This is a genomic window from Thauera terpenica 58Eu, from assembly GCF_000443165.1.
Taxonomy (GTDB): Bacteria; Pseudomonadota; Gammaproteobacteria; order Burkholderiales; family Rhodocyclaceae; genus Thauera; species Thauera terpenica.
The window spans coordinates 1-15283 of the sequence record NZ_ATJV01000078.1; the positions used below are offsets into that span (position 1 = coordinate 1).

The 15283-nt window shown below is 61.7% G+C and carries 19 protein-coding genes; 5 read left to right on the forward strand and 14 right to left on the reverse strand.

Going from position 1 to position 15283, the window contains the following annotated elements; translation table 11 throughout:
- Positions 1–122 (reverse strand): phage head-tail joining protein (locus M622_RS40845; protein ID WP_021250335.1); only part of this gene is annotated, 122 nt, incomplete at its 3' end.
- Between the two features lie 147 nt (positions 123–269).
- On the opposite strand from M622_RS40845, the gene M622_RS34835 reads away from it, so the two are divergent.
- Positions 270–488, forward strand: a complete 219-nt coding sequence (locus M622_RS34835) for a hypothetical protein (protein WP_157282096.1) — start codon at positions 270–272, stop codon at positions 486–488.
- A 17-nt stretch (positions 489–505) separates the two neighbouring features.
- Positions 506–1087 carry a DUF3489 domain-containing protein gene (locus tag M622_RS34840; RefSeq protein WP_021250337.1) on the forward strand — a complete coding sequence of 194 codons (582 nt, stop codon included), beginning with the start codon at positions 506–508 and terminating at the stop codon, positions 1085–1087.
- On the opposite strand, the gene M622_RS40190 is transcribed toward M622_RS34840, so the two are convergent.
- From M622_RS40190 to M622_RS34890, 12 genes are all read right to left on the reverse strand, one after another.
- The gene (locus M622_RS40190; protein WP_157282099.1) at positions 1051–1284 is read right to left on the reverse strand and encodes a hypothetical protein; all 234 of its coding nucleotides are present in this window, start codon (positions 1282–1284) and stop codon (positions 1051–1053) included. The genes M622_RS34840 and M622_RS40190 overlap by 37 nt on opposite strands.
- Positions 1281–1748, reverse strand: a complete 468-nt coding sequence (locus tag M622_RS34845; protein WP_021250338.1) for a hypothetical protein — start codon at positions 1746–1748, stop codon at positions 1281–1283. Before M622_RS34845 ends, M622_RS40190 begins: the two co-directional genes overlap by 4 nt.
- A 292-nt stretch (positions 1749–2040) precedes the next feature.
- The gene (locus M622_RS40335; RefSeq protein WP_021250339.1) at positions 2041–2334 is read right to left on the reverse strand and encodes a hypothetical protein; all 294 of its coding nucleotides are present in this window, start codon (positions 2332–2334) and stop codon (positions 2041–2043) included.
- A gap of 24 nt (positions 2335–2358) precedes the next feature.
- Entirely contained in the window at positions 2359–2937 is a 579-nt protein-coding gene (locus M622_RS34855) for a hypothetical protein (RefSeq protein ID WP_021250340.1), read from the reverse strand.
- A gap of 134 nt (positions 2938–3071) precedes the next feature.
- Positions 3072–3689, reverse strand: a complete 618-nt coding sequence (locus M622_RS0120520) for a DUF6456 domain-containing protein (RefSeq protein WP_021250341.1) — start codon at positions 3687–3689, stop codon at positions 3072–3074.
- A complete protein-coding gene (locus M622_RS34860) occupies positions 3689–4303 on the reverse strand; it encodes a hypothetical protein (protein ID WP_021250342.1) in 615 nt (204 codons plus the stop codon). Before M622_RS34860 ends, M622_RS0120520 begins: the two co-directional genes overlap by 1 nt.
- Before the next feature lie 324 nt (positions 4304–4627).
- A complete protein-coding gene (locus tag M622_RS34865) occupies positions 4628–6754 on the reverse strand; it encodes an AAA family ATPase (protein WP_021250343.1) in 2127 nt (708 codons plus the stop codon).
- Positions 6751–7008, reverse strand: coding sequence for a hypothetical protein (locus M622_RS34870; RefSeq protein ID WP_021250344.1), 258 nt, complete (start codon positions 7006–7008; stop codon positions 6751–6753). Before M622_RS34870 ends, M622_RS34865 begins: the two co-directional genes overlap by 4 nt.
- Positions 7005–7208 carry a helix-turn-helix transcriptional regulator gene (locus M622_RS34875; protein ID WP_021250345.1) on the reverse strand — a complete coding sequence of 68 codons (204 nt, stop codon included), beginning with the start codon at positions 7206–7208 and terminating at the stop codon, positions 7005–7007. The genes M622_RS34870 and M622_RS34875 overlap by 4 nt, the downstream gene beginning before the upstream one ends.
- Positions 7209–7880: 672 nt before the next feature.
- Entirely contained in the window at positions 7881–8945 is a 1065-nt protein-coding gene (locus M622_RS34880) for a nucleotidyl transferase AbiEii/AbiGii toxin family protein (RefSeq protein ID WP_021250346.1), read from the reverse strand.
- Positions 8942–9670, reverse strand: coding sequence for a DUF6088 family protein (locus M622_RS34885; RefSeq protein ID WP_021250347.1), 729 nt, complete (start codon positions 9668–9670; stop codon positions 8942–8944). Before M622_RS34885 ends, M622_RS34880 begins: the two co-directional genes overlap by 4 nt.
- A 389-nt stretch (positions 9671–10059) precedes the next feature.
- A complete protein-coding gene (locus tag M622_RS34890) occupies positions 10060–11472 on the reverse strand; it encodes a Fic family protein (protein ID WP_021250348.1) in 1413 nt (470 codons plus the stop codon).
- Positions 11473–11854: 382 nt separating this feature from the next.
- Between M622_RS34890 and M622_RS34895 the strand changes: the two genes are divergently transcribed.
- Positions 11855–12253, forward strand: a complete 399-nt coding sequence (locus M622_RS34895) for a DUF6088 family protein (RefSeq protein WP_021250349.1) — start codon at positions 11855–11857, stop codon at positions 12251–12253.
- Entirely contained in the window at positions 12225–13181 is a 957-nt protein-coding gene (locus tag M622_RS34900) for a nucleotidyl transferase AbiEii/AbiGii toxin family protein (protein ID WP_084520779.1), read from the forward strand. Before M622_RS34895 ends, M622_RS34900 begins: the two co-directional genes overlap by 29 nt.
- Before the next feature lie 57 nt (positions 13182–13238).
- Here M622_RS34900 and M622_RS34905 read toward each other — a convergent pair whose 3' ends face one another.
- Complete coding sequence (locus M622_RS34905) at positions 13239–14453, reverse strand: site-specific integrase (protein WP_169375153.1); 1215 nt, start codon at positions 14451–14453, stop codon at positions 13239–13241.
- A 109-nt stretch (positions 14454–14562) separates the two neighbouring features.
- On the opposite strand from M622_RS34905, the gene M622_RS34910 reads away from it, so the two are divergent.
- Positions 14563–14814: a helix-turn-helix domain-containing protein gene (locus M622_RS34910; protein ID WP_021250352.1), complete on the forward strand. Its 252-nt coding sequence runs from the start codon at positions 14563–14565 to the stop codon at positions 14812–14814.
- The last annotated feature ends 469 nt before the right edge of the window (positions 14815–15283 follow it).

Sequence of the window (15283 nt, forward strand, 5' to 3'; positions counted from 1 at the left end):
GCCCGGATCTCGACATTGGATTTGTAGGTCACGGTCTTGTCACCGGCTTTCACGGTGAGCACCCCATTGAAGCGCGCCGCCTGCAGGGCTTCCTGCTGGGCCTTGAGTTGTTCGAGGGTCATGGACAGCACTCCCGGCCACACGGCAAACCGCCGGCAGCCTGTTTCAAAAAATGTTCGTTGAATGTTTGATCGGTGGCACCTGAACGCTTGGCTTCACTGGCGAACAGAGCGTGAATGGCATCGTCCATCAACCACCAAGAGCCAACGATGCCCACCCTTACAAGCAAAGCCAGACCTCAGGCCATAGACACCTACCTGCAGCACATCGCCAACATCCGCAGCCAGCTTGAGGCGCTGCAGCGCCATGCCGACGACCACTTTGGGCACGACCCCGATGCCATCCACCGGGGCCACGTCGGCGATCTCACCCGCATCGAAAACGGTCTGTGCGAGGTGGTGGCGCTCCTCGACGGCAGCGACGAATGACCACCAGGAGAACGACCATGTCCGCACAAACCACCCCGATCACCGAACGCCAACTCGAGCTCATCACCCGCGCGCATTGCGATGCCGGTGGGTTGATCGAGCCGCTGCTCACCCTCAAGGGCGGGGCCAAACTGAAGATGATTGCCAGCCTCGCGCAGCGCGGCTTGATCGAGCAGCAAGGCGGCCGGTGGCGCATTACAGGCGCCGCCGTGGCCATCATTCAGGGCGAGGCCAAGCCCGAGGACATGCTGGCGGCGGTGAGCGCAGCAGGCGCCACAGCATCCCAAGCCACGCCCCCCCTGGCGATCGACCCAGAGCTCGAAGCTGCCGTGGTCGCCGCCGAGGCGTCCTGGCAAGCCGTACAGGACACACCCCGCGTGCGGGCTGACAGCAAGCAGGCCCAGGTCATCGCTTTGCTGCAACGACCGCAAGGCACCTCTATTGCCGAGATCATGGCGATCACCGGCTGGCAAGCGCACAGCGTTCGTGGCCTCTTTGCCGGAACGCTTAAGAAGCGCGGCATCGTGGTCACCTCCGAGAAGGCCGAAGGCGGCGGGCGGGTCTATCGGGCGGCGTTGCTATCCGACGCGGCAGTCTGATCGGCGGTGTAGACCTCGGGTTGCGGATCGGGCCGCAACCCAGCCCGGAAGGCGCGTTCCATACGCAGCCCGTCCGGTCGCTCACCAGGGCGCAGTCCGAGCGCAAAAGCGTCCTCAATCGTCAGCTCTGCCATGAGCACACCTTTGGCGTCATCGCTGCCGTCGCCGCTGGGTTCGTCCTTCCAGCGCTTCCTCATCGCACCAGCTCCGACAGCGCTTCGTGAATTTCGGTATCCAGCAGTGCTTCGACCTCGCGCACATCCGGCTGCTTGACCACGGTGGCGACGATCTGTGGTGCCACACGCCGGGGCAACTGCTGGATGCGGTCACGCAGGCGCCGTGCGAGGTTGAAGGTCTCGACCTTGACCTGATCGGCACTGATCAGTTTGCCGGTGCGTTTCTCAAAGTCCAGTTTCGCCAAGCGGGCGGCGTAGGCCTCACGGATGGCGCGGCTGGTCTGCAGGTTCGGCACCCCTGAACGGGCATCGCCGGCCTCGCCATCACCTCGTGCAATGGTGTTGCGGTCCCAGGCGGCATCGGCCTTGTCGGGATCGATACTGCCATCGACCTCCTGCTGAATGCGGCCGGCAGCAATGGCCTTGCGCACCGCCTCGTGACTGACACCGCGATGTTGGGCATAGGCCCGAATAGAAATTCCCATGGGGATGCTCCTTGTGTGGATAGAAGAGAGAAATGATTGGCAACCACCCGGCAACCTCAGGGCGCTGGGTTGCCAGGTTCAATCACGAACAAAAGGACGGGTGTGGATGGCGCTGCGGGTAAAAAGACGATCTGCCAAGGCCCGGTGGCAACCGGCAACCTGTTTGCGGCTCTGACGGTAGCGAGGTCGAGCGCTGCGCGCGGCCCCCGCGTTTTAAATCGCCAGGGAGGACCCAAAATGGTTTCTGTCGCGCGGTTTGGCGAGATATCGGGAGCCGGTTGGGGCTACCCCCTTACCGGAGGGCATTCGCCTGCAAAAACGCGCGAGGCAAGCGGTTCTGGCGAAGGCCGGCCGAGCAACGCGGCGCTGTTTCGGCAGCGTCCTGCGTCTGGTAGGGACGGTAGGCATGGAGCGGACAGCGCGACATGGCGCACAGGGTAATTTCACTGCGCTGGAAATTGCTGCAGACCAGACACATCGCTTTGATGGCCTGCCTCGGAGAGGTGCTGCCTTCGAGCGCACGCGACATGGTGCGCTGAACGCTGGCGGGCAGTGTCGAGAGGTAGTGCTGTTGATCAGCGGACAAGGGGCGTGACACCGCGTGACCGCCTCAAGGGTTGCCAGCCTTCGTCAGCTCTTCCCGCAGGGCTCGCTCCATCTGCCGGTAGTATTCCTTCAGCGCCACACTCCTGACGGTGTCCGCCATACCAAAGCGCGGCTCGACCTTCTGCCGTTTGCCCAGCAGGTACAGCGCCAGAATTCGACGTTCATCCCGGCGCTCGAAGAGCATTCCCGCGTGGTAGAAGACCGTCTTCTTCTGGGCCAGTTGTCCCGGCCACTGGCTTTTGGGGATCACCTGTGTGCGAGCCTTCTGCGCCATCGGCCCGAGCGGGATGGCCGAGGTGCCGGTCTTGGCGCCACCGGTTTCCTGCAACGCCATGAACCGGTCGCGCGACCAGACCTCAGCCATCAGCGTGCGGGGCTTGGCCGGTGTCACACCGACGCCCCACTTGACCCACGGGCGGCGCAGATTGAAGCGCTGGGGCAAGCTGTCGCGTACCGCGTCGCGGGCGTTGAAGGCGGTGCGGGTCAGGGCCTTGGCGGCAGCGTTCGGGATGTGTTTCTCGGCCAGGTCGGACAGGTGTTCGGTGGCCTGGGCCACATCAGCAGTGACGTCAAGTTTGAGCATGGGCTGGACCTTCAGAGTTGGGTGACGAGATCGGGTGCGGGTTCCAGAAACGACAACGCCCACACGGGTCTCCCCGGTGGGCGCATTGATCAGCAGTACGACAATACTGTACCTTGTGATCCCCGGTGATTCAATCAGGTTGCAGGTCGTGTGCGCAAAGATTTTGTGGAGCGCGAGCGACGTGTTCGCAGCGGTACCTCGGCGTGCTCATATCCGTAATGCTTGGCCAACTGCGTGAGCGCCCCGAGCAGGATCGAGCGCGCCTGCTTGGGCGAGCGGCTCTGCCCCGACCAGGCACTGCGCAGCGCCCATTCGCGGATCGACATCCCCAGGCCCACGATGTGCCACAAGGCCTCACCGGCTGGGGTGGTGCTGCCGCCCACTGCATCCAGGGCTGCGCGCACATCCCGCGCCATCCGTGCATTGCGTTCCACCATCAACTCGCCGGACCGGGTGCCGCAGGGCAGCCCATCGAGCCGGGCGGTGACAATGCCGCTGGCAAAGGCCCGGGCAAAGTCGGTGGCGAACTGTTGCCCGGCGTCGTGCTGTGCCGCACTGATGCTGCCCCCTTTGAGCAACAGCCCCAGGGTGTCCACGCAGCGAAAGTGCTTCACGGCACGGCCATCGTCATCGGTCTCCTGCACGAACTCCAGCGCCGTGCCATCCGGGCGCACCTGCCAGTCCCCCAGCCGGGGTGGATGGCGCGGTGCCACCCGCCCCGAGAGATTGGGTTGGGAACGGGTGGCACCCATCAGGCGGCCTCGCTGGCCGATTCAGCCTTCTCGACCTTGGCCGCCACCAGACAACGCGCCAGGGGCATTTCGCGCGGTGAGATCTCCAGGGCCTGGCACACTGCCTCGACATCCCCACCCTGCGCTGAAGCGGGCGGTGCCATCACCAGCAGTCGTGCCTCCTGCTCCGGGTTCCACATCCCACTGCGCGGATCAGCTCGCCACAGCGCCCAGCCCGCCGACTGTGCCCAGCGCACCAGACTGGCCGGCGGTGCGCCTTCGATGCAATACGGCTCCACCGTCACGATCCAGCGACCGTCGGCATCCTGCCAGAGCATCGCGTGATCGGCCGACTGCGGCAGACGCGGGGCCAAATCCTGCAGCCGCGACTCCCAGGCATAGCCGAAGGGCGCAAGCCCTGTGACATCCATAAAACGCAGCACCCGCATCGTGCGGGCCACCAGAAACTCAGCGTCCTCGCGCGTGTCCGCCAGGTTCAGCAAGCCATGTGGCACCCAGGGGTGCTGTTGGTAATGCTCGATGTCATGGCCGCCGCAGACCACCTGTTCGACCGTGCCCGAAGTGCGCTGGGTGACGTTGTCCCATTCGCCGGTGATGCAAAGCAGTTGCGTCATCGTGATTCTCCATTGGAAAGAAAGGCCGTCCTTGAGTCGCCCGACGGCCATGGGCGCACTGTTGGTTTCCCGTCCGCCTGCCAAACAACATCCACAGTCAGGAGGGGAAGCATCCAAGGCTTCCCTCCCCCTGAAAGGGTAAATTCCGAGAAGTCGGTAAGCTGTTGATTTGCTTAGCGTTTTTGACTTCCCGGAGGCGGCGGGAAGGGGCTTGCCCGGGAAGTGCTAACGCATTGATCGGATTGGTTTTTTTAGACTTTCCGGCCCGGTGCTTCCCGGCGGGAAGTCGGGAAGCGGGAAGTGTTTGGGCAGCGCAAGGCCAGCTCATTGCAGAGGCTCCTGCAGGGCATGGGCCGGTGTCAGATGCCCCTCCTCGAAGTCACCGTCACCCTGCGCCAGAGGCCCGGTGGGCACATCCAGCCACTTGGCGACCTTGGAGCCTTCGGCCACCGCTTGCACCAGTTGACCGCCCTGCAGCAACTCGTCGACCATGCTGACCAGTCGGTGCTTGCTCAGCCCGTTGAGGGGTTCGGGTAGCTCGAAGCGGCGCTCGTAGACGCCATTGCCAGCGGTCTTGGTATAGGGGAAGCCTTCCAGGGCGGCATGGGCGATGGCAGCGCGCAGCTGTAGCAGCAAACTGGTGTGGTCTAGCGGGTCATGCCTGAGGCGGTAGGTTTGGTCCACCAGCAAACCGCTGTCGCTGCGGATGTAGGTGCTGACCTGCAAATTGGCGCGGCCATTGGCCTTGACCACACCGCCTTGGACCACCAAGTTGCGCTGGTAGGTGATGCCGAGCTTCTCGCAGATGGACTTGGCGTGATCCTCCTTGGGTAGCCAGATGGCGTAGACGCAGCGCACCCCATCGACCAGCCCGCCGGTGCCCCGGATCGCCTCGCGTGCCTGCTCAGGCGTGCTGGCCTCGCGCTTGGCGAAGTGGTGCGAGACGATCACCGCTGCGCCGGTAGCCGCTGCCAGGGCCGAGAGCTGGGAGCAGACGAACTGCGCGTTCTCCGGCACGTTCAAGTCCAGCGCGCACAGCGGCTGCAGGGGATCGAGCACGATCAGGCGCAGCTGGGGGATGCGCACCAACTGCTGCGTGAGCTGTGCCCAATACACCGTGGTGCCGGGATTGCGGCTACCGCTTTCCGGCGCAAACAGCGGTTTGGCGCCGCCGGCATCGGGCAAGGGCAGCGTGACCAGGTTGGGAGGAATCGGCCCCAGGCTCAAGAGCCGGTTGTGCATCTCGATGGCATCGTCCTCGGCCGTGACATACACCGCTGTACCTGCCACATTGAGCGCACCGCCAAAGCACAGCGGCGCATTGAGCCGATCCCCATCGAAGGCGGCGATCTCGCGCGCCAGAGACAGCAGCAGGAAGGATTTACCCACACCGCCTGCTGCAGCAATCAGCGAAGTCTGTGCCATCGGAAAGATGCCCTCGACCAGCCATTGACGCGCCACCGGTGGACCGACGAAGCGCTCGCAGGCGATCCAGTCCGACAGGTTCCAGTGGTAGCTGGGTGTGGCCACCACCGGCTGGGCGGCTGCGATGAGGGCGGCGACATCGGTGCCATCGGCCAGCGCATCGGCGGCATCCCACTTGGCGGGTTTGTCCTGCGGGATCGATACGCGCCGAACCGACGTGCCTGCCAAGGTGTGCAGGTGGGCGATGACCGTGTCGGCGTACTGTGCCCCAGCGTCATCGTGGTCAGGCCAGACGATCACCGTTTTGCCGGCGAGCGGCGACCAATCCGCCTTGAGCACAGGCGCATTGGCGCCGCCCATCGCAGTGGTCGCCACCATGCCCAGCGACTGCAGCGCATCCGCACACTTCTCACCCTCGACCAGCACGATGGTGTTCGCGCTCACCACGCGCGGCAGGTTGTAGAGCGGGCGAGTCTCTGGCGCGCTCATCTTGCGCCGCAGTGCATCCCAAGGCCGGTACTGCTTGCCGCTGGGCGTGTCGTAGCGATACACGCAGGCCACAAGACGCCCCTGGGCATCGAGGTAATCCCACTTGGCGGCGTGCGGCCCCAACTCATCCACGACAGGTTGAGATGAGGAGGTAGCCATCGGCTGACGCGGTGCGCGTGGCATTGCCAGCCAGTCGGCCATGTCGCCCAGCAACTGGGCAAAGGCACCCGGCAGCACATAGCCCCTGACCGCTGCCCACAGCGCAAAAAGATCGCCGCTTTCGCCGGTGGCGTGATCGATCCACATCCCGGCCCGTGCGCCTTCGAGGGCCACACAGAGGCTGTCGCCCGGCTCACCTTGCAGATTGCCGACCACGAACTCACGCCCCCGGCGCTTGCCATGCGGGAAAAGCATCTGCAGCAAGGGCTCCAACTGCATCTTGGCCCGGCTCAGGATTGCCTCGCGATCCAAACTGGCCGGCTGCGCTCGTCCCTGGGGCGCGGCATCGTTGAAATCCAGAAAGCTCACCGCGTTCATTGCACGTCCTCCTCGGGCAGGCAGGCCTTGAACCAACTGCCATCGGGACGGATGCACAGAAAGCCTCGGCCAGGACCTCGGTGCTGGCGGTCCGGGGTGATCCACAGCCGCTCGATGGGATCGAAGTAATGGTTGCCTGCACCAAAGAGGCGATCGAGCAGCGGCTCGATGCCATGGGTGGCAATCGCGCGTTGCAGCTCGGCCGTCATGGCTCGGCGCTGGGCTTGTTGGTAGGGAGTCAGCGTCGTCATCATTGGCCTCCCACGCGCTCGATCAAGGCGCGAATGTCTTCGGCGCGCCAGACGGTGGTCTTGCCGCCGAGCTTGCGACCAGCGGGGTATTTGCCCGAACGAATACCGGCCCACCAGGCCGAGCGGCTAATGGGGATGAGGGCGAGCACTTGGGGGAGTCGAAGAAAGCCCGTGGAGGGCAAATCAGGGCGGGAAGCGTTCATGTTCGGCGTCTCCGTTTATATCAGGACACTCTCTATTGAATACCAAACCCACCCGAAAAGGACCTAAAAAACAACCAGAAAGGAACAAAAAGATTCTAATCAGACTGTTTGTATAGTGAAGGTCTGAATATCCAGACTCGTACTCCAGAACAGGTCTGCTCTGGCACATGACAGGGTCCGCCAATTGGCGCAGGCAGCGCTGGGCAGGGGAGATCGGGTGGCGTACTGGGACGGACCTTCTGCAAATTTGCAGAAGGTGGTCCGCACACCGGCCCGGATGACCCAGGAGGGAGGAATCCGGAAAATTTGCCGAAGGTCAGTCGCATGCGCCGCCAGAAGGGAAATCTTGCCAATTGGCATGGTTTCAGCGGCGGTCAGCAGGCAGCCCGGCGGCGACGGCGTGCCCGAGAGATGCAAATTTGCACATCGGAGATTGCTGCCGTAAATCCGCCCATGGGCGGAATTTGTCGAGGTGGTCACCGATCAGCAAATTTGCGTAACGGTGTGCAGGCGCACTGCCGCCAGGGTGGGCGCGCAAAATTGCGCATCCTTGTGCAGATGGCCAGCGGGTAAATCCGCCAATTGGCGGATTTGTGGCCAGGGACGGCTCAGCACTGTCGCCCGGCAGAAAAGGCGCAAATTTGCGCAATTACTCGATCAGTGCGGTTTTCGTCACTGGCTGGCGCCCGCGTTGACCTGCTCCTCGAATTGCCGAATGGTTTCAACAATGGTCTCCCATTCGGGCACTTCGCCGAAGATCATCCCGGCCATGGCCGTGTAGTCTCTGCGCAGTTGGATATCCATTTCCGGCAGTGGCGACAGGGAAAACGTCCCAGGATGGGCGGTGGCCAGATCCAGATCGCTGCTGTTGAAAAACATCCGGGCGTGACGTGCGCAGTCTCTGGCCAGGTCGAGATCGCGCGCTGCACGCTGGCCGACATCGCTGCGCAGCAGGCGGTAGATGTCGTAGTAGTGACGGGATACGCGCTGCCCTTGGCGGCGCAGCTCACCGCGCCGTTCAAACCAGCGACGCTGACCGTGAAGAATCACCACCTTGTCCCAGAACGTCCGTTCAGCATCAATGGTCACGACGTTGGCCACGTTCAGCATCAGGTTTGGCACATCTTCTGCCAGGTAGGGCGTGACCGCCGTGGCGCGGTGCGGATCGAGCGCTGACTTGGCCCCGGCTTCGATTTTTACGGTCGGCGGGTTGTAGTCCCCAAGCTGGGCGCTGACAGCGGGATAGGCAATCAGCAGGGTTTGCTGATCCGGATCGTCGGGGTCCAAGGTGACCGCCGACGGATTGAAGGGCAGCCCCGCCTTCTCAAACGCCGACGCAATGCTGGCGGTCAGGCGTACCTTGAGCGTCGAGGTGATGTAGCGCTGGCAGGCTTCCTTGATTGCATTCAGATGCGCGCGCTGCTTTTTTCCGCTCAGGCCTTCCAAGGCTTCCACATCAACCGCCTGACCGAGATCTTCACGGAACACGCTGATGTCGATGTCTTCAGAAAACCGGGAGATCAGGCCATGGCTCTTCGAGAGGGACGTGCCGCCCTTGAACAACAGCCGAGGCTCATCAGCACCGGCCCCGTTGAACAGTAGGTCCAGCACCCAGCATACCCAGAAGTCTTTCTCGACATTCTGAATGGGCGTACCCAGCCGCATTGACGTGCTCAGGAACAAATCACGGCGATCCGCTTCTGCTGCAGCAATGATGTCCTGGAATCCGGGCATCATTGATGGGTTCCTTGTGCTACGTGCCGCTCAGCGTGAGGCGCTGATGGCATTGGGACCATCAAATAGGCCTTGCCGCTCGCATCGGCCTCGTCGGTTTCCTTCAGGATTTCGCGCAGCAGGTCCTGCATCCACGCCGGCAGTGTGGGCAGGCCTTGCCGGAGGTCATCTCTTAGCGCCCCGCTGGCATCGCTGGCGAGCAATCGTCTGAGTCGGGCGATGACGGCATCGCGTTGCTCGGAAAGGGTGTCGCGCAGCCAGTGCAAAGCCTGGACGACCTGCATAGCCGGGTGGCCAGCCCAGTACAACTTGCTGGCGGCCGTCAAGCGAAACTGGATGGTGAGGTTGCCCAGTTGAATGGGACGCAGGCGCCCGTCCGTGTGCACCACCACCTGGGCAGGCACGGCATCGGTCAGCCCCAGAGCATTGGCAGCGGTCATGCCGTCGACCAACACACGCACCTGATCTCGGCGGCTGACCGCATCAATCACGCTGCGGTAGTCTGGTGCTGCAGTCTTGCCTGTCAGTGCATTGTGTCGAGGCTGATCGTAGAGGCCGCGATCCACACGCCGCAAATCTCCCGATGCCACCAGGCGCTGTAGCGCCTTGTCGATGGCATCGCGTGGCCCGAGGTCGAGGAAGTCGACAGGCGTCCACACGTAGCCCGGCTGATGCCCGGCGACGCGATGGCTGATCTGTGATTTGAGATTGAGACTGGGACCTCGCATGGCGCCCTCCTGTCCGAATAGTATATACATAAATCGGACAAATGCGAGGCATCGAGGATTTTTGTCCGGAAGTGAGCGACACTATTCGGACAAATCAGGCGGTGGCCACTGCAGCCTGACTTGCCACCACTTACTTCCGCACGGCACGACAACCTGAAACGACGATCCCCCGATCTCACTGCCTTCATGGGCGGTGGGGTCGGGGGATTTTTGCGTTTGGGGGCTGGGTGACGTGGCTCTGAGCCCCCCATCCGAAGCGTAAATCCGCTAACTGGGGAATTCTCAAGGCGTTGATTCCGAGATTTACGTCGCTTGCTTCCAGAGTTTACGGTTCCTGGCGGGCACCAAAGCGTCGGTGAGTATTGACTTCTACCGACGCTTTGATCGACTCAGGCATGGTCTTGCGCGTGCTGCCACGCGATGTACTCTGAGCGCCGCAATCGATACCGCGCGATGCTACCTTCGTGCAACTGTTGCAGTGCTGCCGTAAGCATCTCCCTGAAGGCTGCCTGGTCGGCTTGCGCGGCGTGATCCTGCGCCACTTCGGCAATCACCGCAGGACTGGGTTGCCGCAGTCCCTTGACGACCGTCTGAACCGCCTGAATCAGCGCCTCCCGGTACTTGATCTTCAGCGGGTTGGGTTCGACCATCGTTTGCGCGATGGCCAAATACCGCTGGCAGGAACGCTCGTAGGCCCAGATGAATACATCGCGCAACAACTCGATCTGGTTAAGTTCATACACCCCCAGCGTTCCTTCGATGTAGGCGTGCTCCGGCACATCAATGAAGGAAAGCGGGCAAAGGTTGTGCTTGAAGAGCGGAATGTTGGCACCGATGCGCGAGACGCGCTTGTTCACATCTTCAAACGGCTGCAGGTAGGGCAGTTGTACCATCAGGAAGAAGGCTTGCTCGAACGGATCGGGGATAGCAGCGGCCTTGTCCAGCAGCTGCATAAAACAGTCCTCAACCACCTGCGGTAGTGCCAGCGGATGAAACACGGTGCCCGAGATATCCACCGGCCGCCGACGCAAACGGCCACAGGCCTGCGGGTCACGCATCAAGTCCTGCGACAGCACCGCGTGCAGGTTCTTGAAGGTGAAGGCGTCAAAGCCGACCTCATCGGCGTCCTCGATCAACATCTCGATGGCAGCCTTGTGATTAAGGATCATCTGCGTTTCGATGGCGTCCTTGCCCTTGGCGACTTGGCCCAACTCGATCAGATTCAGGGTGTCAAGCCGGCTGTAGGTGTTGCCCTCGAGCTTCGACGAGGCCCACGAAAGATCGACCAGCAGCCGGCCCAGGATGTCCCGCGCGTAGGTGCCCGCCGGTCGCTCATTGGCAGACGTGCGCCCCATCTCGTGCAACTGCAGTCGCAGTGGCTCGGGCAGATAGAAGGTTTCTCCAGGCTGGTAGGCTTGCAGGAAGTCACGCTGATAGCCTACGGGGCGGCGATGCATCAGCGCGAGCCGAACCTGATCGCGGATCACTGCTCCTTCTGGGGACACTGGTACATAAAGCTCAGCCTCGGCCGTTGCCGTTGCGGTCAACGTCATCGAACCACTGGCCGGCACGACGCTGCCGGAGATCAGCTTGTAGACCAAGGCGATGCTCTCGCCCTCGGTGGTCAAGCGCTGCTCGCCGATCAGCTTTTGCAGGCGGCGTTGCAGCGTGCGACGGTTAGGCTTGCCACCTTGGCCTTGAGCCATCTCGGCCTCAATGGCGGTGATGCCAATGCCGCTCGGGTGCGCCGCGACGATGGATTCGATCAGTTTAAGTTCTTCGGTCAGCGTGGCGCGTGGCATCAGATGGGACTCCTTGCGGTGAATCTGTCACGCCATGTCGTGCGGGAGTGACAAAGCGCGACACTATTATGTCGCGCAATGTGTCGTGCTTCAAGCCAGTTTTGTCGCGCCTCGGTCGAATGTGTCACGCAAGAGCGACACTTGCCTGTTCCTGATTCACCACCACCGGCTATCTCCCTACCGCATTCCCGACAATATTCACTGCCTCCAGCTGCCTTCGCCGCGGTGGGATCGGGGATTTTTTTCGTTTTACAATGGGCAATCTTTGCATCAAAAAAACCATGCATAAACTGGAAAAGGAAGTCGATATAAAGTACAGTGAATGAGCAATGTTTGCATCACCTCGGAGGTCGCCATGAGCCGATTCAGCGTTAAAGAAAGAATGGTTCGCTCTATCGCCCTGCGCAAGGGCGAGGTGGTCGTGCGCGCTGACTTCGAGTCCATGGGTAGCCCCAGCCAGATCAGCCGGGCACTCAAGGAGCTGATCGAGGCGGGCAAGATCGTTCGTCTCGGTTATGGCGTCTACGCCAAAGCTCGTCCGAGCACCTTGTCCGGCAAACCTGTGCCGCGTGTGTCCCTGGAAGAGCTGGCGCAGGAAGCGCTGGAGAAGCTGGGCGTGCCTGTGCAGCTGGGCCGCGCCCAGGCCGACTACGCCGAGGGCAAGACCACGCAGATTCCGGTGCGCACGACGTTCAATACCGGCCAGCGCCGTATTTCCCGCAAGATCACCGTCGGCATTAGCACCGTGCGCTATGAAAACCATTACAGCGCGCGAGCATGACCTGATCCTGGATATGCGCAACGAAGGGCTCACTTCGTTGCCACCGGGCATTTTCGAGAAAGACCTGCTGATCACCGAAGTGCTGCGCACCGTCGTGGCCGTGGAAAGCGACGGCATTCAGTTGGTGTTTTGCGGTGGAACCTGCCTGTCCAAGGCACACGGCCTGATCGAGCGGATGTCCGAAGACATCGATTTCAAGCTCGTTCTGCCAGAGGGTTTGTCACGCAGTGCGCGCAGCCGCTTGCTCAGCCAGTTCAAGAAACGCTTGGCCGCAGTTCTGGTGGATGCCGGCTTTGCGGTGCCGGCCAACGAGATCATCGCCCTTGACGAGAACAGCTACGTCTCGCTGAATCTGCATTACGAGAGCCGCTTTGCGCCGGTGGCCAGCCTGCGCTCTGAAATCAAGGTAGAGCTCAACGCCCGGCCGCCCGTGCTGCCTACGGCACGGTTGCCCATCGCATCCATGCTCGACGTTCTGATCCAGGCGCCCAAGACGGATCTGCAAGTGGCGTGCATCAGCGTCGAGGAAACCCTTGCTGAAAAGGTGCTGTCCTTCCTGCGCCGAACAGCAGAAGCCCGGGCGGGGCGAAATCGTGCCGACTATGACGACCGGCTGGTTCGCCACCTCTACGATGTGAGAGCCATCGCCCAGGGGCGTGTTGGTCTGGCGCTGCCGCATGAACACTTTGCCGCCATGGTCACTGCTGACGCGATTCAATACCGCAACCAATATCCAGAGTTCGAGCAAGACCCCGTGGGGCAGATGCGCGTGGTGCTGGATGCCTTGCACCACGAGACCGATGCCTTCGAGCGCGACTACCTTCGCTTCGTTGATGAGCTGGTGTTCGGAGAGCCAGTAACGTTTGCCGAAGCCCGGGCAGTGTTCATCGAGTTGGCTGAGTCCCTGATCGGGCAGCTGAAGGCATAAAGCAAAAGCGCGACAGCAATGTGTCGCGCTCTTGTCGTGCCTTGTCGGGCCTGGCCGTCACATGGTGGCCACCGCCACCGCAGCCTGATTCACTACCACCGCCCTCCGCCCCACGACATTCCCCACCACATTGACCGCCTCCAGCACCGCCTGCGGCGACAGGTGCGCATAGCGCATCGTCACCTTCGGGTCGTGGTGACCCAGCAGTTTCTGCACCTCGTACAGCGACCGCCCGGCATTGACCAAGAAACTCGCGTAACTGTGGCGCAGGTCGTGCAGCCGCACTTCCTCCAGTCCGACCTTTTTTCGGATCGAGTCCCAAGCGTAGAAGATCGACACCGGCGGCTTCTTGGTCTTCGGGTTGAAAAACACCCAAGGAATGTCGTCCTGTCGGGGCAGTGCCTGCAGCAGCTCCATGGCCGCATCGGAGAGCGGAATGTGGCGCGCCTTCTTCGACTTCGAGCGCGCCGCCGGCACCGTCAGCATCCGCCGGTTGAAGTCAATCTCGTCCCACCGGGCATCCAGGATCTCGCGCTTGCGAGCGCCGGTGTAGAGCAGCAATCGGATCACCTGGCTCACCTGCACATTGCGGTTGGTGTCGAGCTCATCAAACAGTCGGCCCACTTCCTCCTGCGACAGATAGCGCTCGCGCGCGCCGTGGTCTTCAAACGGCTCCACCCCATCGCAGGGGTTGCTCTTGGGCGGCAGGATGTCCCAGCGGATCGCGCAGTTGTAGATGAACTTCATCAGCACGATCATCCGGTTGCAGGTGCCCGCCGCGTAGCCCTTCTCGAACACCGCGTGGTGAAAGGCCACCACATCCGAGCGAGTGATCCGGTTCATCCGGAACTCGGCAAAGACCGGCAGCAGGTGATTGCGCAGCATCGTCTCATCCGTCTCCCAGCTGCGCTTACGGGTCTTGGCATAAGGCAGATACCGCTCAGCGACAAAATCCCCAAAGGTCGGCACATCCTTGAAGCGGTGGCTCTCCACCTTCGGGTCGCCGCCCTCGGTGACCATCTGCTTCATCTGGTGCGCCTTGGCCCGAGCATCCGCAAGCGCCATCTCATCGACCCGGCCAATGTTGTTCATGCGCACCTTGCCCGCCGCATCGCGGTAGCGGAAATAGAACGTCGCCCCACCGCTGGAGCGGTGCTCCAGCAAGAACCCCTTGATCTCGGTATCGAAGTAATACACCCCACCGGACGCCGGAACGCGCCCCGGCAAGGTGGCCAAAAACTCCGTACTCAATGCTTGTGCTGGCATGGCCATTCTCCTCTTACAACGTGAGGCCATACTACGATACAATGCGCCGCAAAAGACATAAAAAGCATCTAAACAAGCAGATATAGTTACCAATCAAAACGCAAAGGAGTCGACCATGATCGACGGAAGACAGATCCGGGCAGCCCGGGCCATGCTGGGCTGGAGTCGGGAGGAGTTGCTGGATGCTTCGGGGATTTCCATGTCGGCGCTCTTGCGCATGGAAGGCAACATGGCCGACAGCCGCAGCTCGACGCTCAACAAGGTGGTCAAGGCCCTGAGCCTGGCCGGCATCGAATTCGTCACCCGGGACGATGGGGCGATTGGGGTGATCCTGAAGGCACAAAACCTACCCAAGCCGCCACAATGAGCACGGCATCCCGAGCCACCCAAAAGGCACAAAGGCCACCTGATGAGACACATCGGGTGGCCTTTGCACTTGATGGCTTCGGTTGGTAGGAAGTTGGTACGTCGGATTGGCTTTAAATTGCGTCTATATAGGTAGGAAGCGCGGCTAAGTCTTTGAAAAGACAAATGAAATATCCGATAAGACTGAAAATCTGCCTTTTGCAGTAGGAAAGTGGTCGGAAGTGGGCGTTTTGGGAGCTTCAAAACGCGCGTAAGTCTTTGACTTAAAAAGGGAGTGGTGAGTGCCGGGCTATTATGCTCACTAAGGGTCTGGACAACATCACCGGTACCGCTGGCAACGACACCATCATTGGTTCGGTCGATGCTACTGCTGGCTCCGATCTCGTAAGCGCTCCACAAACCCCATTCTTCCCGGGTTCGCTACGCCGTGATCAGATGCTCAGCCTTGAGATTCCAGGGCAGGAGGGTCT